Raw genomic sequence first — 26,267 nt, forward strand, 5'->3', positions numbered from 1 at the left:
TAAATTATATGAACGAGATGAGAAAATGTGTCCACTTTTTGCATAAATACAAATCTTTTATTTTGTTACTTGCTGATAGTAAAACTCCCACCTAAAAATTAGGCGGGAGTCTAGATGTATTCAATTCATTTAGCACATGGTCCATTGAATATTATGCTTTTTGACTTCTTCTTCAAAACTATAAGGCATTTTCTTATCACAAATGACATGTTGAATATGAGAAAATGCTGCTATTCTATAATTCCCTTTTACGCCTACCTTTGTATGATCACATAAAATATATGTTTTCTCAGCTAACTTAATCATCGCTTCTGACAGTTTCGCCTTTTCTAATTCAAAGCTAGAAACCCCAAAACCTGGCAACAACCCATCAATCGAAACGAATGCTTTATGAAAATGAAATTGATGGATTACTTGCTGTGAAATAGACCCTGACACCCGTGAATGTTTTGGAGATACTTTTCCACCAATAAATAAAACCTCACCGTGAAACATCTTTTTATTAATAGAAGATATTAATTGTGTCGCTACTGGGAAAGAGCTCGTAACAATCGTCAAATTTTTACGATGAACAAGATACGGTACCATTTGAAGTGGTGTACTTCCATCATCAATTGCAATAACATCTCCATCTTCTACAAACGTTGCTGCCTTATACCCAATTCTTTTCTTTTCTTCTATATGCAGCATCTCTCGTTCTAACATTGGTGCCTCTATTCCAGCTCCCGGAAGTTGAACGGCTCCACCATACACTTTCTTCAACTTTTTTTCACGATCTAATTCTTCTAAATACCGGCGAATCGTCTCTGTTGATACAGCAAACTCTCTCGCTAATTCTGAAACTTTTACTTTCCCTTTAAACTCTACCTTCTCAAGAATTGTTCGCTTTCTTTCTTCACCTACTACAGACATAGCCTCACCCCATTTATATCTACCTCATAAACTGCCTTACTTATACAAAGTTATAATTTTCTTTGTAAGTAGAAACCTCTTCATGAATATGAATACCACGCTTTTCTAATTCGTCAAAAATGATTTGTGGATTTTCAAAAGCTTCTTCAGGAGTAATAACACCGACTTTATTAACTACTCCTTTTGCAATTGACTCTGTAGCGACTCCGAATGGGATTCCAACATTTCTTGTATAAGCTCTTAATTTCTCCCAACCTACTACAGAACCGTCAGATAGCGGATGTGTATGATATAACACATGCCTTTGTTTTTGATTATTTTTCATACCTACTACTTCTACATGAAGTGCATAACCATAAAGCTCTGTTTCTTGTCCTTCTTTCGATTTTAGTAGATACTTCGAAATACAATCCATAATACCTATTTCTTCACCATTTATTTCAATTTGATCATTACGCAATATACCATAATCATATAAAGCACGAATGAGCTGCATATTTTGCTCAGGCCAAGTACCTCTCGTTTCTATCAGCCCAACACCTTTGTCCTCCAGCGCCTTCGCCAACGTAATCGTTTCTGAATGCGGGATTATATACTGCGTTGTTTTTCCGTAAGGCGCTGGTAATTCAATTTCTCTTGGGCGCGCAAACGGAGGTACTTGCTGAAATTCACCACCTTCATACACTGTACGCGATGGTAAATGTGGATCATATTCATATGTCGTTGTTTCTGTAATTGATGCTGAAAAAGCAATTGGGCGATATGAGCCATGGCTTACTCGAACTGACTCTACAGTATCTAGCTGATTTGCTGCATGCATAGCCATCATTTGTGTTACACCTGGCGTCATACCAAAACCAGGTAAACATGTTTTTCCGTTTTGAACAAATATAGAATGGGATTCATTCTCTTCACCAAATCCATTCAAGTTCACACCGTGACAGCCGGCATCTGCAATACAACGAGTGGACAATCCATTTAACTTTATCGTCGTGCCATCCATTACAATGTCATAGCCTTTCATTTTTGCAACAGTATCCTCATGATTTGTCACATCGACTTTTACAAAATCAACGCGAGGATCATTTAACCACTCTACTACTTTTCGGCCTTCCTCTTCATTAAAATCGGCGACCGTAATCGTCTCAAAAGATGAAAATTGAACTAAATCTACAATTGCTTCACGACAAATTTTACCTGCTCCACCTAAGCAAAATACTTTCACCCTATAACAACCCCTTTAGCAATACTATCAACTAAACGATTAATGTCTTCTTCATGTACATCACCGATATTTCCAATACGGAACGTATCTACTTTCGAAATTTTCCCTGGGTAAATAACAAATCCGTACTGCTTTAATTCGTTATATAATTGCTGAAATTCAAATCCTGCTTCTGGATAAATGAAAGATGTAATAATAGGAGATTGATATTTTTCATCTACTAGTGGCTTAAATCCGATTTCTTTCATTCTATTCACTAATAGTTTTTGATTGTTATAATATCGATTGTAACGTGCTCTTACTCCGCCCTCTTTTTCTAGTTCCAGGAGCGCTTGATAAAAAGCGTGTACAACATGTGTAGGTGACGTAAAACGCCATTTTCCATTTTGATTTTCCATCGTTTCCCACTGATCGTATAAATCTAAAGATAATGAACGTGCCTGTCCTTGACACTTCAACAATTCATCACGCTTTGCGATAACAAAGCCGAATCCAGGCACACCTTGAATACACTTATTCGCACTACTAATTAGAAAGTCAATTTGCATCTCAGCGATATCTATTTCAATACCACCGAAACTACTCATCGCGTCAACCAGTGTAACTTTTCCGTATTGTTTTCCCAATTTACATACGTCTACAATTGGATTAATAATACCTGTAGTTGTTTCACAATGAACAACTACAATATGTGTAATCTCTTTATCTTGTTGCAATAACTGTTCTACTTCTGCAATATTAGTAGGCTCCCACTCTTCTGTTTGACTGACCACCACATCTATATGTAACATCTCTGCCATTTGTACAATCCGCTTACCGTACGCACCATTTGTACAAACTAGCAGCTTTCCGTTTGTAGGAATAACAGAACCGATTACTGCTTCAACCGAAAACGTACCGCTTCCCTGCATTAAAACTGTTGTGTACTTTTCTTCTTCCTTTGTTGCTAACGATACAAGCCTATTTCTTACATCTTGCACCATCGTGTTATATTCAACATCCCACGTACACCAATCATATAACATAACTTCTTTTACAGTTTTTGTTGTCGTTAATGGTCCTGGCGTTAATAATAAGTAGTGATTTTCATTCATGATCCTATGCCCCTTTTATGAAATAATAAGTTCTTGTTTCTCGATATGTTCCATTACGTTTTCGAGTTCCTGCATCGTTTCAATCGTAAAATGTGCCCCATTTTCAATGAAACGATTACGAACTATCTCCATTTTTTCACGAAGCTCTAACAGATCCATATTCTCAACTTCCTCTTCCGTTAAACCGAGCTCACTACTGCCAAGAATTACACCAACTGTCCACATTCCAGCATTTCTACCCTCTTTCATATCTGACACGGTGTCTCCAACTTTTATCATATGATTCATTGGATATACACCAAGCTCCATCGCATTTTTATAGCACATCCACGGATAAGGACGCCCCGCTTGAACATCATCTGGCGTTACAAGAAAATCAGGTTTATATCCTTGTAGTGCTGCTTCTTTTTCTACAATGTCCATCATTTCTCTCGTATAACCAGTCGTTGAACCAATTTTAATTCCTCTTTCACGTAAAGAAGCAATCACTTCTTTTACTCCATTAATCGGCGACGCATAACGCGGTAAAATAGCGAAGAGAATCTCTTCAAATTCTTCATACATCTCCTGAATATCTGCTTCTGTTGGTAATTGTCCGAAAATACGATTCCACTCACTTGCAATACGAGGCATCTCTGTAAGTGCCCTTACATGATCTATTTTTAATAACCCCATTGGCTTACGGGCTTCTTCTGCTGTAATTTCAACACCGCGTTTATGGAAGATCTCCATAAATACTTCCAGTGGTGCAAAACATCCGTAATCAACCGTCGTACCAGCCCAATCAAAAATAACTGCTTCAATTTTCATTCTATTCATCACCCTTCTCACTTATCTTTTTTGCCATTGTGACGTTCGGTTACGAAGTGCTTTCGTTCCCCATTCATATACAACTCTTACTACAATATTTGTAACAACAATAAGTACACTCATTGCAGCTGCTGGTGCTACATTTCCTGCATCATCCATATTTACAATTGATACAGCAGCTAGTTTAAAATCAGCCGCATACAAGAACACAACTGCCGATACAGTTACCATTGAATTTACGAAGTAGTACATAACCATTTCTAAAATGGCTGGTAAACACATCGGTACCGTTACTCGAAAGAAAGTTTTATAAAACGGTATGCTCATCGACTGCGAAACAAGCTCAAACTCTCGGTCTAGTTTCTTTAAAGCCGTCGTTGCCGTAACGAATGTTACAGAGTAGAAATGAATGATATTTACTAATACTAAAACGGCAATTGTGCCATATAAAGCATGAAACGGATTTGTTATTGAAAGTCCTAGAATTTGAATTGTTGGTTGACTGAAGAAAAAGACATATCCTAATCCAAGTACTAATCCAGGAATCGCTAACGGTACAATTGAGAAGAAATAACCTACTTTTCTTAAAAATTGTAGCTGTTCTATTTTTTCAATCGCATAAGCGAACACAAATGTTAAAATCGCCCCGATAACTGCCGTAACGGCTGAGACAATTACACTATTTTTAAATGCTTCAAGTCCGTCTCCTGTCAAACTTGAAAAATTAAAATGCTCAAATGTAAAACTCATATTATATGGCCATACTTTCACACTTGCAGCAATACCAACTGCCACAAATAAAAGAATGATCATAAGCGTTACTACGCTACAATATACGAATGAAATAACATCTCTTTTCTTATTATTTATTATTCTGTAAGGTACTGCTTTTGAAGATAAGAGATTCGCCTGTTTCCTTTGCGTAATACGATCAACTGCAAATGCGAAAATAGCTGGGATTAATAAAATCATTCCGACAGTTGCGCCCATGGACATATTTTGCTGTCCAATTACTTGCTTATATACGTCAGTAGCAAGCACATTATATTGTCCACCAACAATTTTTGGTGCCCCAAAATCAGTGAAACTAAGTGTAAATACAACGAACATCGCACTAATTAATCCGTATTTCACACTAGGTAAAGTAACCGTAAGAAACTGCTTCACTTTACTTGCACCTAACATATTAGAAGCTTCATATAAACGATAATCAGAACCTTGGAAAGCAATTAATAAAATAAGGAATGCTTGTGGAAATGTATACATAACTTCAGCCATTACAATTCCTACTGGTCCGTATAACGGTATTTGTATTCCTTCAAATAAACCAAACATCCCTTTTGTTATTAATCCTTGATTACCAAATAAATATGTAAGCGCAATACCGTGCATCATCGTCGGTGCGAATAATGGTAATAATGCTACGTATTGAAATACGCGCTTTCCAAAAACATTGGTACGAGCAATCGCATATGCATAAGCGAACGCGAGTGTAACTGAAATAATTGTTGTAGCGCCCGAAATCCATATCGTATTTTGTAATGATTGTACTAGCGTTGGTGTTGTGAAATATTTACTGAAATTCGCAACACCAACGAAAGCTCCGTCTTTATCGTAAAAGGCTTGTGTAAATAGTTGTAATAGAGGCAATACAAGCATGATAAAAAATGAAAGAAGCATACCAATAATTAATAGTCTTTGTATCCACTCTTCTTTACCGATACGTCTTTTAATCTTTTTTTTCGCACTTTCCACCTTTAAATTTTCTAGCATCTCCATCTATACAATGACCTTCTTTCCATATGACAACATATGATTTTCTGAGAAAGAGATTTGAATTGGCTTTCCTTTTCTAATAGCAGTTTCCTCTACTTCTGATGCCAATATATCCACTACAATTTTCTCGTTATAAAGGTGTGTTTTCTCTTCTATAACCCGCACTTCCGTCCGGTATACAGAGCCGCGAAATTCCATGCTTTCTACAACTGTTTTAATACCATTATTTTGTACAACTGTTACATGTTCCGGACGAATTGCATGTTCTTCGTTATTTTTCGAAAAGAAATTAATAGAACCAATAAAATCTGCCACAAACGGATTGGCTGGTCTTTGATAAATCTCCTCTGGTGTTCCAATCTGCATAATTTCCGCATGATTCATTACAACAATTTTATCAGCCATCGTTAATGCCTCTTCTTGATCATGCGTTACCATAATAGTTGTTACTCCCACTTTTTCTTGCAAATCGCGCATTTCTCTACGCAACTTTTCACGCACTTTTGCATCTAAAGCTGATAACGGCTCATCGAGTAACAAAATATCGGGAGACAGAGCGAGCGCACGTGCAAGTGCCACTCGCTGCTGTTGTCCACCAGACATTTGAGCAGGATATTTATCTTTTACATTCAGCAAATCAACAAGTTCTAACGCCGATAGCGCCTTCTCTTTTACTTCTGCTTTTCCATATTTTTTTGTCTTTAAGCCATATTCAATATTTTCAAGTGCTGTTAAATTCGGAAATAATGCATACGATTGAAACACCATTCCGAAGTTCCTCTTTCCGGGAGGTAATGCTGTAATATCTTTTCCATCCACAGCTATACTACCTGTTGTTGCCTCTTCTAGCCCTGCTAAAATTCGAAGCAATGTTGTTTTCCCACAACCACTTGGGCCTAATAAACATACAAACTCATTTTTTTTCACAGTAAAAGAAATATCTTTTAACGCTGTAAATGCATCAAACTGTTTTTGAATGTGTTGAATTGATAAATATTCGCTCATTTTTTCTCTCTCCCACTCACTTACTTTTTCGGTTCTGCTTTTTGGCCAAACTCTTTTTCCCATTTTTCTAAAATTTTGTCACGATTTTCTGCTGCCCACTTAAAGTCATTCTTTTTATATAACTTTTCTGTCACATCTTTAGGGAATCCATCTGGAAGTTTATAATCATTTTTAATTGTCGCAAATCCATTTTTCTCGAAGTATAACTTCATTACATCATCAGTAATTGCCCAATCTAAAAATGCTTGCGCTAATTTATCATTTTTTGCATTATCTTTTTTAATAAGTGCGTTCGCTTCTACTTCCCAACCTAATCCTTCTTTCGGCAATACAACTTCAACTGGTGCACCTTTTTGTTTCTCTTTCAAAGCACTATAAACCATCGATACACCCACTGGATATTCACCTGCACCTGCTAATTTCGCTGGTTTTGAACCTGAATGAGTATAAGTTGCCATATTATCATGAAGTTTCTTCATGTAATCCCAGCCCTTATCTTCTCCCATAATTTGTAGCCATGCAGAAACTGTTAAAAATCCTGTTCCAGAAGAAGCTGGATGTGGCATAACTAGTGTTCCTTTATATTCTGGTTTCGTTAAATCTTCATATGATTCTGGCATCGGTAAATTTTTCTTCTTCAATTCTTCTTTATTCACAGCAATCCCCGTCATAAATGCAGTATTTCCTACCCATTTTTCTGGTTGCTTATCATCTTTAAATTGCGGAAGAACACGATCTGCTCCTTTTGGAGAGTATCCTTTTAACATATCTTTTTTATCTAAAGCTAATAGACTAGACGCTGCAGTTCCCCATACAACATCTGCTTGTGTATTTTTTCCTTCAGCTAGCAATTTCGCAGTAATTACTCCTGTTGAATCACGTACAATGTTCAACTTCACATCTGGATATTTCTTTTTAAAAGAATCAAGATAAATTGGTACAAGTTCTTCTTCGATCGCTGTGTAAACAGTTAATGATCCAGATAATTTATCATCTTTTACTTTCGCCCCAGCACTTTCTTCTTTCTTTGCACCACACCCCATTAATAACGAAAATACCATTCCAGTTGCTACAGCTTTAAAGATTGTTTTTTTCACTGTCTCTCTCTCCTTTTACAAATCTTATGTACAACTCAAATATAAACAACTAGTGTAAAAGCAGTATTAAACCAACATTAATCTTTTGTTTGTTGTTTGTTTTTGTGCAATACGTTGCTACTTCTATGTTTTTTCGCATTTTTCTGCCAATATCCAACGTGAAATTTACAAATAATTAAAAAAACCTTTATAATCCCACAAAAAAATGAGGCGTTTGTAAAAAACGCCTCATTTTTGTTTACCTTTTTTTGAATTACGATTTGCGTACTTCGCACTATTTTCTCCTTCATACTCTACTGCAAATTCTGCATCGGGTAAGCTTTCTTTCGGAGTTTTATTATTATTAATTGCTGCATTTTGTTTTACTTTCCTTTTTACCAACATACTCACCTGCTCTCACTAAATAACTTTCTATTCTAGTTTGAAACAACTTAAAGTAATTATTACTGGGAAGTGTTAACAAGTACATAAGAGCTTATATATGGAAATACTACATACGAACAAGCCATTACAAAAAGGAGCGATGACTTTGAAGGAGAAAGATACGATCCAATCGCCAATTTTAGACGAAACGCTCCCTCATCAAATGAATTTTCCATCTTTTAAAGGCACGGGCAAAAAGATGCAACAACCTTTTATAAATCAATATGATGTTGTAATTGGAGACAGTAAATACGATTCCACTAACAGTCCTCTTAATAATTGGAGTGATGAGGTAGATCCTGCCATTATGGCTGGGGAAGAATGGATACATCCTACAAATGATATTGGGTGGATTTCAGAAGAAAATCAAGAACTACTAAAAAACGAAGTTGATAAGAAAAATGATGCTTTTATGCATCCTCAATTTGGAATTAACGACTAAAAAACCATTCTACCTAACATAGGTAGAATGGTTTCATACTATCCAATAATAATTCTCTCTTTCGGATATTTATAGCGAGGTGGTTGCTCTCTTCCGCCACTAGCTAATATAAATGTTAAAATACCGACGCGTCCGATAAACATAAGTACAATGAGTACAAGTTTACCAACAGTTGTTAATTCAGGAGTAATACCTGTTGATAGTCCCGTTGTCCCGAAAGCCGAACAAACTTCAACTATTAAGTTCATAAGTGGTACATTTTCTGTAATGGATAAAATAAAGAGCGCCGAGGCACATAATAAAATCCCCATCGTCATAACGACAGATGCTTTCAACACATCCTCTTCATGTAGCTGACGTTTGAAAACTCGGACTGTTCTCCCGCCCCTTGCAAATGTATATAACGATAATATACTAACAGCAAATGTTGTTGTACGTATTCCGCCCCCAACTGAGCTTGGAGATGCTCCAATGAACATTAATATACTCATAAATAAAAGCGTTGGTTGTGATAATTCACGGATGTCCATTGTAGCGAGTCCACCACTTCGCGTCGTCACAGATTGGAATAGCGTATAAAATACAGTTTCATGCCATGACTTTCCTACTAAAAAATGATTTCGTTCTAATAGAAAAATCATAATTGTTCCAACAATAACGAGTGCAAAAAATGTCGTTGTCGTCAATTTTGTAAATAATGAAAAGCGAAATAGTTGCTGTCGCCTTTTACTAAGGAATTGCTTGACTTCCATTAACACCGGAAAACCAATAGCTCCTAAAATAATAAGCAACATATGAATCATTTGAACAATGTAATCTTTTTTATACGGAATAAGTGATTGTCCTGTTAAATCAAATCCTCCGTTCGTTGTTGCACTCACAGCGGCAAAGAAACCATGAAAATAAGCTTCTTGCCAAGTCGGGAAATATAGTAAAAATCTTGTACCTAACAGTATTGCTCCAATGAGTTCTATCGAAATAATTACAATTAAAATAGAACGCATTAATTCTACAAGGCCCGATAAATTTCCTTGGTTATGGTCTGCCATAATTAACCTTCTTCTTTGCAAACCAATCTTTTTACCCGTTATAATCCAAACGAATGTACCAAGTGCCATAATTCCTAATCCGCCTAATTGTAAAATCAAGGCTAAAACAATAATTCCTGCTGTTGTAAACGTATCTGAAATAGTAACAACAGAAAGTCCCGTAACACTTACAGCACTAACAGATGTAAACAGCGCATCTATAAATGTCCATTTCACACCAGGCTTCGTAACAAATGGAAAACTAAGTAAAATTACCGATACAACTACCGCTAGTAAATAAAATACAACGATAAGTTGCACGGGACGTAATTTTTGTAAAAACTTTTTTATATCTCTCATTCCATCACTTCGCTACCTTTTTCTATCGATTAAATAAAGAAAAATCATCACTTTCTTTATTTGTAAATAACTGCTGAAATAGTTTCGCAAATACCATTCCGTATACAGTTCCATTTCCCCCATACGGCAGTGCGTAATATAAATTATGTATTTCTTTATCTTCTTTTAAAATAGGGAGACCATCATGACTGCCACCAAATGCTGCTGCCCAATAGTACTCTGCCTGTATATTTTTATACTGTGGGAACATTTCTTTTACAATGTTAATAAGGATATCACGCTTATGCAATAATTTCGTATCGCCGATTGTTTGAATTTGCATCGCTTCATCTAATCCACCTACAATAATGCGGTTTTGATACGTTCGAAAATATAAGTAAGGCCGCGCTGTTTCCCAAATTAATGATTGCTCATGCCAGCCTTCAAAATGATTTAGCTTATTTGTCACAACGGCATAAGACGTTTCTACTGTTGTGTTTTTTTCTTTCTTTCCAAAGATTTCTTCATAACCTGTCGCCATAATAATATTCTTTGCTACGATTTTATTTCCTGTGTTCGTGTAACAAATCAAATCATTTTGGATTTGTTTAATATGTAATGCCTCTGTATGCTCATATATAGTAGCACCCATTTGTTTCGCTTTATGCAAAAGACTATGCGCTAATAAATATGGATTCACTTCTGCATCACCGTTTGTATATAACGCTGCTTGTTTTGCAAATGAATAACGCTTCTTAATATCAGACTCTGTAAAATATTCAACCGGAAACCCATAATGGCGTAACGTATTATATTCTTCTTGTAAAAATGAAATATCTTCATCTCTACTTGCATAATACAAACTATTTCGTGGAATAAAATGGGGATCAATATCGAGAGTTGGCACAACTTTCTCCATTGTTCTAAGCGCTTCATAACAAAGTCTATATGCTCGCACCCCTTTCTCTTCACCAAATGTATGAATAAGAGAGGTCAACGATTTATCATGAACAAATTGTAATAAACCTGTATTTGCAGCTGTGCTACCACATGCAATTGCTCTTTTTTCAATGAGCATAACACGCATTCCAATTTTAGCTAACGAATACGCTATATGAGCACCCGCTTCTCCACTTCCAATTACTAGCACATCACATATCATATCATTTTCTAACGTTGGATAACAAGGTACAGAAACTCCAGCACTCCAAAACAACTTACCAGTCATAAGCTTCATAATTATACTCCTACAATGTATTTTTCTCCTCCCTATGTTTCGTCATTTTCCATAAAAAAATCCAACTAACATACGCTAGTTGGATTTCTTCTTTTTAATTAGAACGCTCTTCAAGCCAATTTCCAACCGTCGGATATGTTTGCTTTACAGCCGTTCCACCATACACAATAGACATATGTCCTGTTGGTAAACATACATACTGTTTATCTGTGCTAGAAATATGATCAAGTAAAGCCTCTACTTGACATGGTAAAGCAATATGATCACGTTTCGCGGAAATATTTAAGACATTCGCCTTAATATTTGCAAGGTCTACCTTTTGTCCGCGAATAACGAGTTCACCCTTCACTAATTTATTATTTTGATAAAAATCACGAATCCATTGTCTATAAGATTCGCCTGGGAATGGAATACCATCACCAACCCATTTTTGAACTAACTTCCAGCTTTCGACGAAGCGCTCATTTTCTGAACGATCGACTAAAGCAACATATGGACCAACGAAGTTTGTAATTGGTTTTAACATCTTATTTCCGAAATCAATCATTTCTGGCGGAATATTTCCGAATGTATCAACCGCTTTATCTAAATTGAAATATTTCTCATCTAGTAAAGGACCGTATAATCCTGTTTCAGAGAAATCAAAAGGACTTGTCATAAAAATCAAGTTACGAATTGGCATGTGCGGATGAAGTGCTGCATAAATAGATGTTAATGTTCCACCCATGCAATAACCAAGTAAAGAAATCTCGTCCGATTTTGCAGTTCTCATTACTTTTTTCACTGCTTTTGCAATATAATCGAACACGAAATCATCAAATTTCAAATGACTATCTTCTAAACCAAATGTGCCCCAATCAAGCATATATACATCAAAACCACGATCTACTAAATATTCCACTAAACTATTTCCTGGAGTTAAATCCATAATATATGGTTTATTAATAAGAGCATATATTAATAAGATTGGAACTCTCTGCGTTTTTTCTTGTTTTGGAATGTAACGATACAGCTTCGTTTTATTCTTCGTCCAAATAACCTCTTTTGGTGTTAAACCAACTTGTGGTTCTGGTTCGCGTAATAAAATTTCGCTCGCTCTTTTCACACGACGATATGCTTTGCGATATTCTTCTGGGTACAACTCTAATTGCTTTTCCCATTCTGTTACGAATGTAGTCATTTTTTTATCCCCTTTTCGGTCGATTTCTTTCTAAAAAAAAGAAGTGCATTCCTGCTATGGATATGCACTTTTTTCTTACTTCATTACATGTATAATCCGCCGTTAATGTTTAATTGCTGACCAGTGATATACGCACCGTCACGGCATAGGTATACTACACCTTTTGCAATTTCATCAGCTTGACCAAAACGTTTTTTCGGGATTTTCGCAACGATTTTTTGACGCACTTCTTCTGGTACTTCTGCTACCATTTCAGTATCAATAAATCCTGGGCAAATTGCGTTTACAGTTACATTTGTTCTTGCAAGTTCTAAAGCTAATGATTTTGTAAATCCTAGCATACCTGCTTTTGCTGCTGAGTAATTTGTTTGTCCAAATCCACCAGCTTGGCCAATAATAGAAGAAATACTAATGATTCTTCCTTCTTCTGCTTCCGATATGTATGGAAGTACTGCGCTTGTCGTATTGAATACGCTGCTTAAGTTCACGTCAATTACGCGCTCCCAATCTTCACGATTTAATTTTTTGAATGTACGATCTCTTGTAATACCAGCATTATTAACAAGAATATCAACTTTACCAAAATGATTCACAGCTTCTTCTACAAGTCTGTTTGCATCTTCTACTTTAGAAACATCCGCTTGAACTGCATAAACGTCATGTCCTTCTTTTCCTAATTCATTTACTAAGTTTTCAGCTGCTTCTTTACTGCTGTTATAGTTAATAACAACTTTTGCTCCCTCTTGTGCTAATGCTACTGTAATTGCTTTCCCAATTCCTTTTGCCCCACCTGTTACGATTGCTACTTTGCCATTTAATTGAACCATTTCTTTTCCCCCTTAAATGAATTTGTGAACGATTGTTATGAATCATTTTGGTACTCATACTAATAGAGTCCATATATTAATTATGTTTCGTTGTTTATTCATGAAAAAGAGATTCTCCCTCTCTCTTTTACACGTTATAAACAATCGCTTTTATCATTTTTTATTTTCTGGCTTATTCGCAGGCTTTACTTCTTCTTTTACAGGTACTTGTAGTTTAGCTAGTACCGCATTTTGCTTTTCTAGTAATTCTAGAATTTGATCAACTTTCGTTTCTAACGTGCGAATATCTTGTTTTACTTTCGTAACATCACGCTTTAATGTAGGAGCTTGTCCTAATGAATCTACTTTCTCTTCTAGAACTTCCTCGATGTTATCAACTTTATTTTCTAAGTTAATAACAAGCGTAGCTACTCTAGCGATATCCTCTTTCGTTGGCACATTCACTTGTTCTAAATAACTTTTTGTCGTATCATTTAATGCTTTTTGATAAAACAAATTCAAGTCTAGAACGCTGCCCATCCAAGCAGAATATTCTTCTGTTTTAATTGTTTCATTGAGCGCTTTCCCCCAAAATGTTTCGGTTTGTTCATAAGCATTTTTCCATGCTTGCAATGGATCGAATTTTTGATCAATCACTTCGCCTACACTCCCTTTTTCGTTTTTGAAACAATTCAACCTATTCACTATTTTCTAATATTCCGAATAAAACTTCAAGTATATATTTTATTTTTCTTTATTTTCTAACAAATGTATTGACATTAAAAACAGATAGGTGTAAATTGCACTTATAAGCAAAAAATTCCATCTAACTGATTCATGAGGTGATGCACAATCATGCTACATAATGAACCAGAACACCCAGAAAGTTTGGAAAAAAACCAAGCGAAACAACCAAACTCCATGCCAAAAAACTTCTTAGTTCCTTTCTTACTTCTCTGTCTAAAAGACTGGAGTCTTCATGGTTACAAACTCATTCAAATGCTAATGGACATCGGCTTTTCTTCTGTTGACCAAGGTAATGTGTATAGAACATTGCGCAAGTTAGAAAAAGAAAATCTCATTTCTTCCACTTGGGATACAAGTGAAGGCGGGCCAGCGAAACGAATTTATTCTTTAACTGAATATGGAGAGCAATATTTATCAACATGTGCGACTTCTTTTGAACATTATCAAAATATGTTGCGGACGTTTTTCACGTTATACACCAATGCATTCTTTCCATTTTCTACTTCTCCAGAAAAGGATGAAAAGGATTCTTCATCTTCACCTGGTGGTAAAGCAGAGTAATCTGCGTTCACAATATGCAAAAAAACATTTGGAGGTCAAACAATGGAAACTAAGCCATACGAATTAGTCGATGCATTTTGGAAAAACTGGTCTCAATCTCTTTCCCTCTTCTCTTCAGCTGGGAAACAATTAGAGCAACTTACTTTAGAAACGTTAAAACAACAACAAGACGCTTTGCATAAATTAACATCAGGAGTAAATGAACTAGAAAAAGAACTACAACAATTCACAGCTCAGTTCAATAACCAATATACAGATTACGTGAAGCAATTAACTGGAAACTCCTTAAATGATCAAATTAACGAGTGGCAAGGGAAATGGAATGAGCTTTCTACTCAAATGCATCAACTTACTGTTTCTCCTACGAAAACATCTTTGTCTATTCTTACTCAAACTAGCGGTCAATTTGAAGAAACAACAAAACACTTTATTGAACAGCAACAATCGCAACGCGAAGAGGTTCAAAAACAGTTAGAAGTTTTTTTGGGAGAGTTCAAGTCCAAACAACTAGAACTCGCAAAGCAGTTCGAGGAAAACTCAAAAAATCTATTTACTTCCATCAAGTAAGAAAAATGTGGCAACTAACTGCAGCACAAACAAAACTCTTTCTTCCTCCTACTACATCAAGATGGCTTACATTTTTCGATATGGAAAAGAAGGAGGACAAAATGAATCCATTCCAAGAAGCACAAACTGTTCCGGAGCTTCGTTATGATGAGATTCAAGTCGGTGATCAAGCATCTCTAACAAAAACTATTACGGATGAGGACGTTATCAATTTTGCAAAATTGACTGGAGATGTAAATCCTATTCATATTTTAGACTCTTTTGCAAAAACGACAATGTTTAAAGAACGTATTGCTCACGGTATGCTCGTTTCAAGTTTTATTTCTACCGTTCTTGGAACGAAACTCCCAGGCAAAAATACGATTTATTTATCCCAAAACGTTTCATTCCGTGCTCCTGTCAAAATCGGCGATACACTTCGTGTAGTGGCAGAAGTCATTAAAAAACGGGATGATAAAAAAATCATTACATTACAAACAAACATCTACAATCAATCCGATGATATCGTCGTGGAAGGTACAGCGACAATATTGAAAAAAGAGTAGCAAATTTGCTACTCTTTTTTCTATCCAAGAACTTCTAAACTCACCGATTACTTCCGTGTATGAGCACGTCGTTTCCACATAAAATAACGGTACCAGTTCAGATAGTACTTAGCTGAACTGGACTACTTATAAGGATGTGTATCAACATGGTAAAAACAAACAAATTACTAGTTCCAGGTGCAGAACAAGCGCTTGAACAATTTAAATATGAAATTGCGCAAGAATTTGGTGTAAGCTTAGGATCTAACACAGCATCTCGTTCTAACGGCTCAGTTGGCGGTGAAGTAACAAAACGTCTTGTTGCTTTAGCTCAACAACAATTACGCGGATAATTATATAACATATGGCTTAGAGGCAGATATTCTCTGCCTCTTTCTTTTTTAACATACATAATAGTTCTTCTTCACATACTAGTAAGAGCAAATTGAAAGGAACGATATGTGACATGAAACGGATTAACATTAGCATGAGCCCTCCCCGTGTTCTTACATTATCTTTTATTACGCTATCAATTATTGGTACATGCTTATTAAAATTGCCAATTGCTACAACAACATCTATTTCATGGCTCGATGCCTTATTTACAACGGTTTCTGCTTGTACAGTTACAGGGCTTGGTGTTGTGGACACTGGAAAAGTATTTACCTTATTTGGCCAATGCGTAATTTTAACGCTTATACAGGTTGGCGGGCTCGGCATTATGAGCTTTGCTGTTTTAATTGCAATTATGCTCGGCAGAAAAATTGGTCTTCAAAACAGAATTTTATTACAACAAGCATTAAACCAAACAAATGTCGGTGGAATCATTCGTCTTGCAAAAGCATTATTTTTATTTTCTTTTGCTGTAGAATGTATCGCTACTTTACTTCTCTCTTTTGAATGGGTGCCAAAATACGGGATTGCCAAAGGTATATATTATAGCTTTTTTCACTCTATCTCTGCCTTTAACAATGCTGGCTTTTCTGTATGGAGCGATAATTTAATGTCCCACTCTCATAGCGTTCTCGTCAATCTTGTTATTTCTTCTCTCATTATTTTAGGGGGAATTGGTTTTACAGTGATTGTAGATATAAAAAGAAAGAAAAACTTTAAAAACCTTACATTGCACTCAAAACTTATGCTCTCTTCTACTCTAATCGTCAATATTATTGCTACAGCTTTTATTTTTATATTCGAGTTCCATAATTCAATTTCCATGAGAGGTTTTACACCCTTTGAAGAAAGTATGGCTGCTTATTTTCAAGCGGTTTCGACGCGCACTGCCGGGTTTAATACTGTTGATATCTCTGCATTATCAAAACCTTCCCTTTTATTAATGATGCTTCTTATGTTTATTGGTGCTGGCAGTGCTTCAACTGGTGGTGGGATTAAGTTAACAACTTTTTTAATTATGTTTTTAGGCGTATTTAAATTTTTGCATGAACAAGATGATATTGTCGTGTTTAAAAAATCCATTAAAGATACGCTCATTGTCAAATCTTTAACGATTACCATTATTTCAATTTCGTTTATTTTTCTTTCTATTTTAATTTTAAGCATCACTGAACGAGTTCCTCTATTAATGAGTGCTTTTGAAGTATTTTCAGCATTTGGAACTGTCGGCCTTAGCATGAATTTGACGCCACACTTAACAATCATCGGCAAAACAATTATTATCTTTATGATGTTTTTTGGAAAGATGGGACCTTTAACATTAGCCTTTTCATTTGCACGTAAAAAACAAAGGAAAATAAAATATCCAAACGAAGATATTTTAACAGGTTGACAACCGTATAAATTATCCATATAATGAGAGTACAATAGCATATCTCCAAAGGGGAGTAGCGTCCAAGAACTATTTCTTGGAAACAAAGTCGTCATTACGTAGAACTCAGTTCTTCCGGCTTTGTTGGCATTTTCATTACATATGTCTAGCAAGACCTTTGCCTATCAACGGCAGAGGTCTTTTTTGTTTTTACCAATTCCTTCCACCGTTGATGCGCAGGAGTATGGGGAAGCTAAACAGTGGGGAACTTCTTCACTTGTTTAGCATTTATAGAAATGAGAGGAGAATGTACATGGATGTATCATTATTATTGGAGTATGGTTGGGTATTACTCATCCTAATTGCACTAGAGGGGATTTTAGCGGCTGATAACGCTCTCGTTCTCGCAATTATGGTAAAACATTTACCAGAAGAAAAACGAAAGAAAGCACTATTTTATGGATTAGCAGGAGCGTTCGTTTTCCGCTTCGGATCACTATTTATGATTTCGTTCCTAGTCGATGTATGGCAAGTGCAAGCAATTGGTGCGATTTACCTTATGTTTATCGCGGGAAATCACTTATTTAAAACGTATGTTAAAAAGAATACACATGAAGAAACAGAAGAAAAAGAAGCAAAGAAAAAACAAGAGAACTTTTGGTGGACTGTATTTAAAGTCGAAGTTGCTGATATCGCCTTCGCTGTTGATTCAATCTTAGCTGCTGTTGCATTAGCAGTGACTTTACCGAAAACAGGATTAGGTACGATTGGCAGTCTTGATACAGGTCAATTTATCGTTATCTTTACAGGTGGACTTATCGGATTAGTTATAATGCGATTTGCAGCAACTGCTTTCGTACAAATATTAAAACGTAAACCAGGACTTGAAACTGCAGCATTCTTAATTGTAGGTTGGGTTGGTGTGAAATTAGCGATTTATACGCTAGCACACCCTGCTTTAGGTGTCCTTCCGCACTCATTCCCAGAATCTACTCCGTGGAAGCTTACATTCTGGATTGTATTAGTCGGAATCGCAGTTGGCGGTTGGTTCTTCTCAAAAGAGGTAGAAGTAAAAGTAGAAAAGAATTTAGACGAAAAAGCGCTGTAATTACAGCGCTTTTTCTTTTTTGTTTCAATTTCCTCTCTATTTTTAGAAAAAATTCCATTATACTACCTTTTGTAATCGCTTTCTTAATTTATGTATGTCCTTTTTGTGAAACATTGCACAAACTTATTGAAAACGAGAACAAATCCATGTACTTTATTCATATAAGGAGTATTTATAGACGATGTACTAAAGGAGCGTATTACTCATGCTAGAACAAGGATTAGACTATGTTGTAAAACTGGCTAAGAGCAAAAAGCAAATGATAGATACAAACCCAATGCAATATTTCATTCGTGCTGCACTTGCTGGTATTTATATCGGTTTTGTTATTGTACTATGTTTTAAATTAGGTAACTTTTTTCACATTGCAGATTCACCAGCAACATATTTAGCTTCCTCCATGTTTTTCGGAATTGCTCTCGTACTTATTATGTATGGCGGTGCTGAATTATTTACTGGAAATACAATGTATTTCACAGTGGCAACTTTACGAAAAGAAACAACGATTTCTGATACAATTCGTAACTGGGTTGCTTGTTATGCAGGTAACTTAGCTGGCGCTTTATTCTTTGCCTTACTATTTTACGCAACTGGCATTTTCGGAGCAATCGATCACGGTCATTTAATGAATACAGTCGTTGAAGGAAAAATGAACACACCTACAATGCAATTATTCTTTAAAGCGATTTTATGTAACTGGCTCGTATGTCTTGCCTGCTTCTTACCTTCTCAAGTAAAAGGTGATACAGCAAAAATATTGATGATAATGATGCTCGTTTTCACATTCTTCTTATCTGGCTATGAGCATAGCATTGCAAACTTATCATTGTTTGCCTTATCTTTAGTTTCACCACATCCTGATACAATTACTTTCGCTGGGGCTATTCATAACTTAATTCCAGTTACAATCGGTAACATTATTGGCGGATCGGTATTTGTTGGTATGGTATATCATTACTTAACAAAGAAAGCACCTGTTGCTAAACAAGAAGAAACTGAATTAGTAGCAGCTCAAACAGAGGAAATTATTCCTTTACAAGCACATATGAAACATTAGAAACTCTAAAGTGTCTGTTATCAAGACCTAATTTAAAAAAATATTATTAAATCAACCCCCTAACATATTATATGTGTCTAATATGTTAGGGGGGTTTAAATTAAATTAATCAAAAAATTGATTTAACTGTTGCATTAAACAAGAAATCTAACATATAGGGGTAGCGACACATTCCCATCAAGTTAATATTTTGCAGCACCCCCAGAACGCAATTTTAGACCCTCTTATAACAGAGAAGATTATTTTATCGTTTTTGGGGTGACCTCTTTTCTTAGCTTGATAGGTATACATCAGGATCCCATGCCTATCAACTCCAGAACAAGAACAAACCGATTGATATACCAATCAATTTGTTTTATTTACACATCTTCTCTTTTAAAAAGTCAATAAAAACAGATTTTGGTCTACCTTTTAAATAGATAAAATCAATACTAATATTAATTTTCACTGAAGGTGCCATTTCTACTCGGATCAACTCTCCATTTTCTAATTCTTGTTTAACACAATGTTCAGGTAAGAAGCTAATGCCCATCCCTTGTATCACTAAATTTTTCGCTGTTTCCATATTATCTACTTCTAAAGATATAGTCGGGCTCACATCATTACTTGAAAATAACCGATGAATCATGAGCCAATCCATTGATCCATAATCAAAGAAGATAAGGGGTTGTTTACTTACATGTTCTATCGTTACTTTGTCTTCTTTTAAAAGTATATGATTTCGTGGCACAAAAAGGCCAATAGGATCATTATAAAGACGAATTGATTCTACTTGAGGATGTGTTTCTGTTCGTACGATGCCAAAGTCAACTTCTTTATTAATAACCTTCTGTAAGATGTCTTGTGAATGACCAGTTACAATTTTCATCCTAACATCCTTAAATTCAGATTTGAAACTAGGTAAAATTTCAGGCAGGATATTATTAGATATCGATGAAGCACTCCCAATTACCAAGTCATATGGGATTGTTACTTGTTGCAACCCATACTTAGCTTCCTGATAAGATTGCAAAATTTTTTGTGCATGTGGGAAAAAATACTCTCCCTTTTCAGTTAAAGAAATCTTATTGCCCTTTCGATGAAAAAGCTTTATATTAATTTCACGTTCGAGTGATTGGATACGTGCTGTTACAGAAGGTTGGGTTAAATAAAGAGCTTCGGCAGCTTTATTGAAACTACCAAGTTGACAAACATATATAAAAGCTTCAATGTTTTCAATATTCATGTTTAAACGCTCCTTACTTTAGCTCTCTATCATCACTTACTATAACATGTACACGTAAAATCGTATGCATCAAACATCCATAAAATAAGAATGCAACAATTCTGCTGCATTCCCAACTTCTAAATTACACTTTTATTATTTCTTTCTCTTTTCTATTAGCTTTTTTAATAACCATTTTAGCTACAATTTCTGTTGGATCAATAACGCAAATATTTTCGGATGATTTCAATACAAGAGGAATCTCTGTGCAACCTGCTATAATGGCCTCAGCTCCGCTATCTTTCAATTTATTAGCAACCATTGAAAGATATAAAAACCCTGTTTCTAAATCTCCACTTTTAATAGCATATATTCCTTCCATCACTTTTTCTTGCATTTTTCTATCAGGCTCAATGACATCAATCCTGTAACGTTGACAACTGTTTTGGTATAGTTCCGTTTTAATCGTCCCATCCGTAGCTAACAAACCTACTTTTCTAAAATTATTTTCTTGCACAAAACGGGCCGTTTCTAAAGGCATATGCAAAATCGGAATATTAACAGATTTTTTAGCCGCTTTATAGAAAAAATGAGCGGTATTACACGCAATAACAAGAAAATCCGCACCAGCGTTTTGCAATCGCTGCGCTGATTGTACAATGTACGGGGTCGGATCTATTCCCTTTCCCAAAATAGCCGTTGTCCGATCAGGTATTTGAGAATAGTTATCTGCAATGATATGGATATGATCTTGATCTTTCATTGCAGGTGTATAAGAAATAATTTTGTTCATTAAATCAACAGTCGCCAAAGGCCCCATGCCCCCAATAATCCCAACAACTTTTTGCATTTTATTCACCACTTTAAACATATTTTGAATGATTGACTTAATTATAAGTTCCTTTTTAAGAGATGAATTATAGAAAGAATCTATACAACAATAGAAAATATGTATTGATAACTAATGTATAAGAGGATTTTGATATCGAATATTACTATCTAACAAGTGATGAGCAAGTATATGCGCTGGTTGATAACTGGTATACGAGTAGAGAGCTTATCGATACGTACAATCAAAAAGAATCTCATCTAATTCTGATTGGTGGGTTGCAGGCAAATCGAAAACTCTTCTTATTATAGTCCGTTTAAATTTTACTTTGGAGTTTTTAGCTCCCTACATATTTCACGATAATATGAGCTTCAATCTCCCCTTTTGCTTTCCCTCTCTCTATTCTTTGCTTCATCTTATGCAAACCGATGACATCATTTGTATGGAAGTGAATTTCATGAACATATAATCCTTCTTTACAAAAAGTTTCTACGAAATCGAGCCCATTACCCTGTCGCCACCCCATATTAAAATCAAGGGAAAGGATATTCACATCATGATTTCGAACGATTTGCATTGCAGATTCTACTGTAGTTGCCAAAACATATCCGTACGGGCAACTTCTTTGATCATCCATATATACATTCATTTTCTATCTCCTCTCTATTTTGCATATGTGACCAACATATAACATATTGCTCCAAGGCTAATAAAAGGTCCAAACGGCATTTGGGTTTTTATTTTTATACGTTTTAACGCTATACCTATTCCGAAAAAACAAAGACCAAAGCAAGATGCTAAAAATAAAGTTATAAAAACCCCTTTCACTCCCACTATAAATCCGAGTAACGAAAGTAATTTTACATCACCTCCGCCAAGACCATCTGGATGAATCCTTTGCATGCAATATAACAAAATGAATATAGTTCCACTACCAGCTAAACTATCTATCCAAGTAACTAACGGTACAAAAATACATTCTAAAATAAGCAAAAGCGCAAACCAAATTAAAATACGATTAGGTATTAACATATATACTAAATCTGTAACTGAAATTATAAGCAGTAAAGAGAAGAGCGATAAAATGATAATGAGTTCCTGTTCTATTCCAATTACATATACAGTAAGAAAAAATAAACTCCCTGTAACGAACTCAAATACTATGTACAAACTTGAGATTTTTCTTTTACAACTCGTACAACGCCCTTTTTGTATACAAAATGAAATGATTGGAATAAGTTCTTTCGGCTTTAACGTATACTTGCAGTAGTGACAATACGAACGCGGTGTAATAATAGATTCACCTACTGGAACCCTCATTGCGATTACCATAAAAAAAGAACCAAACACCATACCCACTAACAATGCATATAAATAAGTGAACATCCCTTCCTCTCCTTTCCAAAAGAACATAGCAAAAAAAGGAGAGAACTTCTACTTCATATTATCTTTATTCTATTAAAAAAGCAGGCCGTTTTCCGGCCTGCTTTCCCCTATTTTATACGATGAAATATACTGCTTTTAATGGTCCATGTACTCCGACAACAAGATTCATTTCAATATCTGCAGAGTTACTTGGTCCTGTTATAAAGTTAATACAAGATGCGACCGCTTCACCTTTTTCTACTCGAGAGTTCATGTGTTGAACTGCTTGGGTAATACGAGGTACAAGTGTTTCACGTGGAATAATAGCAAAATATACAGTCGGTAAAAAGTGTAAAGAACGACCTTGCCCTTTATGACTTTGTACGACAATCGTACCAGATTCAGCTAATGTATAATCACTAAATGCAATTCCGATATTTGCTTTTTCCGCTATACGCATATTCTCTTCTTTTTTCTCAGGATCCCATACATTTACTTCAACATCTTGCTTTGGAAGCTCTTCTTTAAATAAAGAGGTCAATCCATAGGAATCAAAACGTTCATCTGCTGATAATATAATAGGTCCTCCGCCGTTTTCAACGATTACTTTTTGAATATCTTCACGTAAACGGTCGTTTGTCGTTTCCACAACAGTTGTATGAATGTTTGTACATTGATTTTTAAATACTTCTAACAATTCTTCTTGTGAGTAATCTTTTAACGTTTCTACATTCACATTACTTTTCCATGCTGGACGTTCTACGCCTTCTGTTTTACGCGCGCGTCCAAGTTCTTTTGCGATATTATCTAGAAAGGACTCACGGTTTTGAATTAATCCTGTCATTATTTGTCCCCGCCTTTCTTATGATCTTTATACCAATCACGGAATCTTTCTTTACTTGGAGCCGGGAATTCACGAATATCTGTCCAGTTTTTAAGTGGCCCAACGCCTTTTGATACACGGTTGCCAGATGTAAATGGACTCATTGCTGCCGGTGCCATTTTTGATCCCATTTTATATAAAGCCGCTGAAGAAGCACCCATACTAAACATTTTCATTGCTAATTTTTCTGCAAGTGGAGCACGTCCCTCTTGCTCAACGATAACTTGACGATGTTTTAATAATAAATCATGCAATGGAATTTTTACTGGACAAGCTTCTGTACATGCTCCGCATAAACTAGATGCATAAGGAAGCTCTTTGTAATCGTCATACCCACCTAAAAGTGGTGTTAATACCGCACCAATTGGTCCTGAATAAATAGAACCATATGAATGTCCACCAACGTGACGATATACAGGACATACGTTAACACAAGCAGCACAACGAATACATTGCAATACTGAACGGAATTCTGATCCAAGAATTTGAGAGCGGCCATTATCAACAACGACTAAATGAAACTCTTCTGGTCCATCTACCTCTTCCTCTTGAATTGGTCCTGCTACTGTTACATAACTTGTTAATTTTTGACCTACTGCACTACGACATAGTAAACCAACTAAAACATCTAATTCTTCCATTGTCGGAACCATACGTTCCATACCCATTACTGCAATTTGAGTTTTCGGAATCGACATAACAAGATCGGCATTACCTTCGTTCGTCACTAAACAAAGAGAACCAGTATTTGCAACAGCGAAGTTACAACCTGTCACACCAATTTCTGCATCCATAAATTTCTCACGAAGCTGTTTACGAACAAACTTTGTCATTTCGTATGGATCATCTGAATTTTCATATCCAAGTTTTTCTTTAAATACATCACGAATTTGCGTTCTATTTTTATGAAGTGCAGGCGCAATAATATGTGATGGTGGATCGTTATCTACTTGCAAGATATACTCTCCTAAGTCACTCTCTAACACTTCACAACCAATCTCTTCAAGGGCATGATTCATACTAATTTCTTCAGTTACCATTGATTTTGATTTTACAACTTTTTTCGCTTGTTTCTTTTTCGCAACGTCTTGAATATACTTTGCCGCATCCTCTTTCGTTTTTGCAAAGTAAACGTGACCGCCTCTTTTTGATACATTTTCACTTAACTGCATTAAATAATAATCAAGATTCTCTAACGTATGTTGACGAATTTGTTCACCTAGTTCACGCCACTCTTCCCAGTTTCCTAATTCGTCCGCTGCTTTTAATCGATTTGTATATAATCTCGTTTGTGCAGAAGATACCGCTCCGCGCATAAACGAATCTTGAATTCCATCGCCTACGCGATCATTAAATTTTTTCTCACTGATTTTCATAGACATAGCTTATGTTCCCCCTTCATGAGCGACTATTCAGTACCTCAGCAATATGCATTACTTTTACTTCTTTACCTAAACGCTCAATACGTCCGCCAATGTTTAACAAACACCCACAATCTGCACCGATTAAATAATCTGCACCTGTTTCCATTACACTATCTACTTTTTCATCCACCATTTGCTCAGAAATAGGTGTCATCTTAACTGAAAACGTTCCCCCAAACCCACAACAATTTTGCTCGTTTGGCAGTTCTCTTACAGTTAATCCTTTTACGTTTGATAATAAAATCCCTGGTGCCTCTTTTACTCCGAGCAGGCGTGTCATATGACAGGATTTATGAATAGTAGCAATCCCTGGTAAACTTGCACCAACGTCTGTAACTTTTAAAACATCTACAATAAATTGTGTAAATTCATATGTTTTATCAGCAACCTTTTGTGCACGTTTAGCCCATTTTGGATCATCTTTAAAAACATGCGGATACTCATGAAACATTGTCGCACAAGAGCCAGATGGCGTGACGATATATTCTGCATCTTCGAAAGTTTCAATCATATGTTTCATCGCTTCTTTTGCCGCTTCTACATGGCCGCTATTATAAGCAGGCTGACCACAACAAACTTGTGCTTCTGGAAATTCAATTTCACAACCTAAACGCTCCAATACTTCAACTGTTGCTTTACCGACGTTTGTTTCAAACATATCGACTAAACAAGTAACAAATAAAGTAACTTTCATAACTATAATTCCCCCTCATTACAACTCCGCCAACAATCATACGGTCATCAGATGACTAAGATTAGAAGAAGTAGGCTCAACCATGGCCTATCCTCTCCCTCTTCCAAAGAAAACGCTTACTTAATCTCTCTCTATTTTATCAGAAAATTAGATTTTCAAAAGATT

General features: G+C 35.8%; 28 protein-coding genes and 1 riboswitch. Of the genes, 8 read left to right on the forward strand and 20 right to left on the reverse strand.

Going from position 1 to position 26,267, the window contains the following annotated elements; translation table 11 throughout:
* Positions 1–129 precede the first annotated feature (129 nt).
* The 8 genes from BAU27_RS04670 to BAU27_RS32230 form a co-directional block, all read right to left on the reverse strand.
* Complete coding sequence (locus BAU27_RS04670; protein ID WP_071770227.1) at positions 130–912, reverse strand: DeoR/GlpR family DNA-binding transcription regulator; 783 nt, start codon at positions 910–912, stop codon at positions 130–132.
* Between the two features lie 40 nt (positions 913–952).
* A complete protein-coding gene (locus BAU27_RS04675; RefSeq protein ID WP_071770228.1) occupies positions 953–2,137 on the reverse strand; it encodes a saccharopine dehydrogenase family protein in 1,185 nt (394 codons plus the stop codon).
* Complete coding sequence (gene phnW / locus BAU27_RS04680; RefSeq protein ID WP_071770229.1) at positions 2,134–3,231, reverse strand: 2-aminoethylphosphonate--pyruvate transaminase; 1,098 nt, start codon at positions 3,229–3,231, stop codon at positions 2,134–2,136. The genes BAU27_RS04675 and phnW overlap by 4 nt, the downstream gene beginning before the upstream one ends.
* A gap of 15 nt (positions 3,232–3,246) precedes the next feature.
* Positions 3,247–4,041, reverse strand: a complete 795-nt coding sequence (phnX, locus tag BAU27_RS04685) for a phosphonoacetaldehyde hydrolase (protein WP_071770230.1) — start codon at positions 4,039–4,041, stop codon at positions 3,247–3,249.
* A gap of 21 nt (positions 4,042–4,062) precedes the next feature.
* Positions 4,063–5,820 (reverse strand): putative 2-aminoethylphosphonate ABC transporter permease subunit, encoded by a 1,758-nt coding sequence (locus BAU27_RS04690; protein WP_071770231.1) that lies wholly within the window; start codon positions 5,818–5,820, stop codon positions 4,063–4,065.
* The gene (locus BAU27_RS04695; protein WP_071744756.1) at positions 5,821–6,822 is read right to left on the reverse strand and encodes a putative 2-aminoethylphosphonate ABC transporter ATP-binding protein; all 1,002 of its coding nucleotides are present in this window, start codon (positions 6,820–6,822) and stop codon (positions 5,821–5,823) included.
* Between the two features lie 20 nt (positions 6,823–6,842).
* Positions 6,843–7,919 (reverse strand): putative 2-aminoethylphosphonate ABC transporter substrate-binding protein, encoded by a 1,077-nt coding sequence (locus tag BAU27_RS04700; RefSeq protein WP_000750898.1) that lies wholly within the window; start codon positions 7,917–7,919, stop codon positions 6,843–6,845.
* 228 nt (positions 7,920–8,147) lie between these two features.
* A complete protein-coding gene (locus BAU27_RS32230; RefSeq protein WP_000960560.1) occupies positions 8,148–8,303 on the reverse strand; it encodes a hypothetical protein in 156 nt (51 codons plus the stop codon).
* A 97-nt stretch (positions 8,304–8,400) separates the two neighbouring features.
* On the opposite strand from BAU27_RS32230, the gene BAU27_RS04715 reads away from it, so the two are divergent.
* Positions 8,401–8,784, forward strand: a complete 384-nt coding sequence (locus BAU27_RS04715; protein ID WP_071770232.1) for a DUF3905 domain-containing protein — start codon at positions 8,401–8,403, stop codon at positions 8,782–8,784.
* 38 nt (positions 8,785–8,822) lie between these two features.
* Here the strand turns inward: BAU27_RS04715 and BAU27_RS04720 are convergent, their stop codons facing one another.
* From BAU27_RS04720 to phaR, 5 genes are all read right to left on the reverse strand, one after another.
* A complete protein-coding gene (locus BAU27_RS04720; protein ID WP_071770233.1) occupies positions 8,823–10,172 on the reverse strand; it encodes a TrkH family potassium uptake protein in 1,350 nt (449 codons plus the stop codon).
* Between the two features lie 22 nt (positions 10,173–10,194).
* Positions 10,195–11,388, reverse strand: a complete 1,194-nt coding sequence (locus BAU27_RS04725; RefSeq protein ID WP_071770234.1) for an NAD(P)/FAD-dependent oxidoreductase — start codon at positions 11,386–11,388, stop codon at positions 10,195–10,197.
* Positions 11,389–11,482: 94 nt separating this feature from the next.
* Complete coding sequence (phaC, locus tag BAU27_RS04730) at positions 11,483–12,568, reverse strand: class III poly(R)-hydroxyalkanoic acid synthase subunit PhaC (RefSeq protein ID WP_071744751.1); 1,086 nt, start codon at positions 12,566–12,568, stop codon at positions 11,483–11,485.
* 83 nt (positions 12,569–12,651) lie between these two features.
* Positions 12,652–13,395 (reverse strand): acetoacetyl-CoA reductase, encoded by a 744-nt coding sequence (locus BAU27_RS04735; RefSeq protein WP_002117312.1) that lies wholly within the window; start codon positions 13,393–13,395, stop codon positions 12,652–12,654.
* 153 nt (positions 13,396–13,548) lie between these two features.
* Positions 13,549–14,031 carry a polyhydroxyalkanoic acid synthase subunit PhaR gene (gene phaR, locus BAU27_RS04740; RefSeq protein WP_000566960.1) on the reverse strand — a complete coding sequence of 161 codons (483 nt, stop codon included), beginning with the start codon at positions 14,029–14,031 and terminating at the stop codon, positions 13,549–13,551.
* Between the two features lie 198 nt (positions 14,032–14,229).
* Between phaR and phaQ the strand changes: the two genes are divergently transcribed.
* The 7 genes from phaQ (at position 14,230) to BAU27_RS04775 (ending at position 19,703) form a co-directional block, all read left to right on the forward strand.
* Positions 14,230–14,682 carry a poly-beta-hydroxybutyrate-responsive repressor gene (gene phaQ, locus BAU27_RS04745; protein ID WP_071744750.1) on the forward strand — a complete coding sequence of 151 codons (453 nt, stop codon included), beginning with the start codon at positions 14,230–14,232 and terminating at the stop codon, positions 14,680–14,682.
* Positions 14,683–14,724: 42 nt separating this feature from the next.
* A complete protein-coding gene (gene phaP / locus BAU27_RS04750) occupies positions 14,725–15,249 on the forward strand; it encodes a polyhydroxyalkanoic acid inclusion protein PhaP (protein ID WP_000448600.1) in 525 nt (174 codons plus the stop codon).
* A gap of 101 nt (positions 15,250–15,350) precedes the next feature.
* Positions 15,351–15,794: a MaoC family dehydratase gene (locus BAU27_RS04755; RefSeq protein ID WP_001067920.1), complete on the forward strand. Its 444-nt coding sequence runs from the start codon at positions 15,351–15,353 to the stop codon at positions 15,792–15,794.
* Between the two features lie 146 nt (positions 15,795–15,940).
* Positions 15,941–16,126 (forward strand): alpha/beta-type small acid-soluble spore protein, encoded by a 186-nt coding sequence (locus BAU27_RS04760; RefSeq protein ID WP_000241212.1) that lies wholly within the window; start codon positions 15,941–15,943, stop codon positions 16,124–16,126.
* 113 nt (positions 16,127–16,239) lie between these two features.
* A complete protein-coding gene (locus BAU27_RS04765) occupies positions 16,240–17,559 on the forward strand; it encodes a TrkH family potassium uptake protein (RefSeq protein ID WP_071770235.1) in 1,320 nt (439 codons plus the stop codon).
* 38 nt (positions 17,560–17,597) lie between these two features.
* Positions 17,598–17,772: riboswitch (yybP-ykoY riboswitch) on the forward strand.
* A 79-nt stretch (positions 17,773–17,851) separates the two neighbouring features.
* Positions 17,852–18,646, forward strand: coding sequence for a TerC family protein (locus tag BAU27_RS04770; RefSeq protein ID WP_071744748.1), 795 nt, complete (start codon positions 17,852–17,854; stop codon positions 18,644–18,646).
* 205 nt (positions 18,647–18,851) lie between these two features.
* Positions 18,852–19,703, forward strand: a complete 852-nt coding sequence (locus BAU27_RS04775; RefSeq protein ID WP_071770236.1) for a formate/nitrite transporter family protein — start codon at positions 18,852–18,854, stop codon at positions 19,701–19,703.
* Between the two features lie 355 nt (positions 19,704–20,058).
* On the opposite strand, the gene BAU27_RS04780 is transcribed toward BAU27_RS04775, so the two are convergent.
* From BAU27_RS04780 to BAU27_RS04810, 7 genes are all read right to left on the reverse strand, one after another.
* Entirely contained in the window at positions 20,059–20,928 is an 870-nt protein-coding gene (locus tag BAU27_RS04780; RefSeq protein ID WP_071770237.1) for a LysR family transcriptional regulator, read from the reverse strand.
* Positions 20,929–21,052: 124 nt separating this feature from the next.
* A complete protein-coding gene (gene cuyB, locus BAU27_RS04785; protein WP_001174730.1) occupies positions 21,053–21,757 on the reverse strand; it encodes a cysteate racemase in 705 nt (234 codons plus the stop codon).
* Positions 21,758–22,073: 316 nt separating this feature from the next.
* Entirely contained in the window at positions 22,074–22,385 is a 312-nt protein-coding gene (locus BAU27_RS04790; protein WP_071770238.1) for a cyclic-phosphate processing receiver domain-containing protein, read from the reverse strand.
* Between the two features lie 14 nt (positions 22,386–22,399).
* Positions 22,400–23,122: a prepilin peptidase gene (locus BAU27_RS04795; protein WP_071770239.1), complete on the reverse strand. Its 723-nt coding sequence runs from the start codon at positions 23,120–23,122 to the stop codon at positions 22,400–22,402.
* Between the two features lie 112 nt (positions 23,123–23,234).
* On the reverse strand, positions 23,235–23,945 hold the full coding sequence (locus tag BAU27_RS04800; RefSeq protein ID WP_071770240.1) for a LutC/YkgG family protein: 711 nt from the start codon (positions 23,943–23,945) through the stop codon (positions 23,235–23,237).
* Positions 23,945–25,366, reverse strand: a complete 1,422-nt coding sequence (locus tag BAU27_RS04805; RefSeq protein WP_000061921.1) for a LutB/LldF family L-lactate oxidation iron-sulfur protein — start codon at positions 25,364–25,366, stop codon at positions 23,945–23,947. Before BAU27_RS04805 ends, BAU27_RS04800 begins: the two co-directional genes overlap by 1 nt.
* A gap of 16 nt (positions 25,367–25,382) precedes the next feature.
* Positions 25,383–26,102, reverse strand: a complete 720-nt coding sequence (locus tag BAU27_RS04810; protein ID WP_071770241.1) for a (Fe-S)-binding protein — start codon at positions 26,100–26,102, stop codon at positions 25,383–25,385.
* Positions 26,103–26,267: the final 165 nt, after the last annotated feature.

The organism is Bacillus sp. NH11B, assembly GCF_001884205.1.
Taxonomy (GTDB): domain Bacteria; phylum Bacillota; class Bacilli; order Bacillales; family Bacillaceae_G; genus Bacillus_A; species Bacillus_A proteolyticus.